At 71.5% G+C, this 3,121-nt stretch carries 1 protein-coding gene; it reads left to right on the top strand.

Annotated elements, in window-relative coordinates:
- Positions 1-3,121: beta strand repeat-containing protein (locus GJV64_RS13040; protein WP_235927747.1), on the top strand; the 3,121-nt coding region annotated here is incomplete at both ends.

Raw genomic sequence — 3,121 nt, 5'->3', positions numbered from 1 at the left:
GCTGGGCGGCGGCGGCGGCAATGGCGGCTTCACCGTCGGCGGCGGCATTTCCGCGTCGAAGGAAGCGGCCGGCGCGCTGTCCGTCGGCATCGGCGGCTTTGGTGGTGGCGGCGGCGATGCCGGCAATGTCACGTCGGCGGTGACCGGCCGGGTCGATACGCAGCTGGCCAGCTCGTTTGGCGTCTCGGCGCTGTCGCTGGGTGGCGGCGGCGGCGTTGGCGGCATGTCGATCGCCGGCAGTGTCGCCCTGTCCCAGAACAACGCCGGCACCGTGTCCTTCGGCCTGGGCGGCTTTGGCGGCGATGGCGGCGATGCCGGCAATGTCAGCCTCGCCCGCGACGGTGACACGCGTGTGCTCGGCGCCGGGTCCGATGGTGTGCTGGCGCAGTCGATCGGTGGCGGCGGCGGCAATGGCGGGCTCAACGTTGCCGGCGCGCTGTCGGTTGGCCTCAACGGCAACAGCGGCAGCATCGGCATTGGCATCGGCGGCTTTGGCGGCGATGGCGGCAATGCCGGCAATGTGGACATGACACTCACCGGCAACGTGCTTGCCGGCCCGTCGACCGGGCTCAGGGCCCGCGTCGATGACCTGCCGGGCGGCCGTCCCTCCGATGGCCTGCCGGGCATCATCACCACCGATGGCCTGGGCGGCCACGGCGTGGTGGCGCAATCGCTGGGCGGTGGCGGCGGCAACGGTGGCCTGAATGTCACCGGCAGCATCGCCATCACCAAGCCGAGCACCGCCACCTCGGTTGGGGTCGGCATCGGCATCGGCGGCTTTGGCGGTGGCGGCGGCGATGCCGGCGATGTCAATCTGTTGGCGCGCGGCGCGGCCGGCGGCAACGGGCTGTTCGTTGCCAACGGCCAGGGCAATATCGCGGTGCTGGCACAGTCGATCGGCGGCGGCGGCGGCAACGGCGGCATCAATGTCGCCGGCAGCATCGCGTCGGAAGGCTCGCTCAGCGTCGGCATTGGCGGCTTCGGCGGTGATGGCGGGGTGGCCGGCGATGTCTCGGCTGTCACCCGCGGCGATCTCTATGCCGCCGGCAACCGCACCGGTGGCCTGGTGGCGCAGTCCATCGGCGGCGGCGGCGGCAACGGCGGCATCAACGTCGCCGGCTCCATCACATTCGGCAAGGACGCGGTCTTCCCGTCGGTTGCCATCGGCATCGGCGGCTTTGGCGGCGACGGCAACCGCGCCGGCAACGTGGCGGTGGACCAGGCCGGCACCATCACCGTGGATGGCGGCTATACCGTTGGCCTGATGGCACAATCCATCGGCGGCGGCGGTGGCCGCGGCGCCATCAACGTGGCGGCGGCGGGCGCCGGTTCGGATCAAACCTTCGGTGGCGCCTACACGGTGGGCGTCGGCGGCTTCGGCGGCGATGGCGCCGATGCTGGCACCGTCAACGTCAACAGCGTCGGCCTCATCCAGGTCAACCGCTTTGCCACCACGTCCGAGCTGCCGGTGCTGCCGGAGCCGGACACCAGCGTGGGCGGCTTCGTCAGCGAGTTCCTCACCCAGGTGGGTCTCACCGCGCTTGAAAAGACGCAGGACACCACCGCCGGCCTGCTCGCCCAGTCGGTGGGCGGCGGCGGCGGCGTAGGCGGCTTCAACGGCAATCTCACCGTCTCGCCGCGCGGCAACCTCATCCAGGCCGGCGTTGGCGGCTTTGGCGGGGCGGGCGGCAACGCCGATACCGTCTCGGTGGTCCGCGGCTATGCGGCCGGCACCGGCGCGGTTGCAGCCGATTTCCTCACCACGCGCGGCGACAATGCCTCGGGCCTGGTGGCGCAATCCATCGGTGGTGGCGGCGGCATTGCCGGCATGAACCTGGGCCTGGCTATCGGCCGGCAGACGCAGGCCGATGCCGGCACGCCCGACACCTATGGCGCCACCATCGTGGTGGGCGGCAGCGGCGGCGCGGCGGGCAACGCGGCGGATGTGAGCGTGCGCCACATCGGCACCATCGCCACCGGCGGGGCCAACAGCGATGCCATCACTGCCCAGTCCATCGGCGGCGGGGGCGGCAGCGCCAATTATTCGATCGGGCTTGGCCGCTTCAAGGGCGCCAAGGCAGCAGCCAACATCGGGATCGGCGGCGGCGCCGGCGACGGCGGCTTCGGCGCTGATGTCAGCGTGGAGCAGAGCGGCTTCCTGTTCACCGATGGCACCGATGCGTTCGGGATCCGCGCCCAGTCGATCGGCGGCGGCGGCGGCAACACCGCGCTCACCCTGGCGCTGGCCTTGAGCGTCGAGAACAAGCTGTCCTTCACCATGGGCCGCTTTGGCGGGGATGGCGGCGTTGGCGGTGATGTGACTGTGGGCGCCTCCGGCCTGATCGTCACGCGCGGCCAGGGCGGCACCGCCATCTTCGCCCAGAGCGTGGGCGGCGGCGGTGGCACCAGCTCGGCCTATTCGGCCGGCGTCACGGTCGGCACCGGCAGCACCGGCAACACCCAGAGCAACGGCGTTGCCGCGGCCTATGGCCTGCAGGGCGGCACCGGCGCCGAAGCCGGCGATGTTGACGTCACCAACAGCGCGCGGCTGATCACGCTGGGCGCCAATGGTCGCGGGATTTTCGCGCAGAGCGTAGGCGGTGGCGGCGGCGCCGGTGGCAGCGCCACCAGCCTTGCCTTCCTCGATCAGACGCAGATCGGCCTGGCCATGGGCGGCACAGGCGGCACCGGCGGCGTGTCGGGCACCGTGGATGTCACCAACAGCGGCCAGATCGAAACCTATGGCGACGATGCCGAAGCCATCCTGGCCCAGTCGGTTGGCGGCGGCGGCGGCGTTGGCGGCATGGTCAACGTAATCGGCTTCCAGGTCGCGGGCGCGGCCAAGGACAGCACCCAGACCACGATGAACATCGCCATCGGCGGCACCGGCGGTACCGGCGAGGATTCCGACACGGTGACGGTTGCGAACAGCGCGCAGCTGTTCACCTCCGGCGACCGCTCCTATGGCGTGCGGGCCGAAAGCATCGGCGGCGGCGGCGGCTCGGGCGGCGCCGTGGCCAACGTGCGCCTGCAGGGCAAGAGCCAGAGCCTGGGCCTCGACATCAACGTGGGCGGCAGCGGCGGCACGGGCGGCGTCGGCGGTGACGTGTCCGTTTCCAAC

This window comes from Sandarakinorhabdus rubra (assembly GCF_010994245.1).
Classification (GTDB): Bacteria; Pseudomonadota; Alphaproteobacteria; order Sphingomonadales; family Sphingomonadaceae; genus Sandarakinorhabdus; species Sandarakinorhabdus rubra.
Note: the sequence above shows the minus strand (reverse complement) of the source record. Positions and strands in the feature narration are given on the sequence as shown.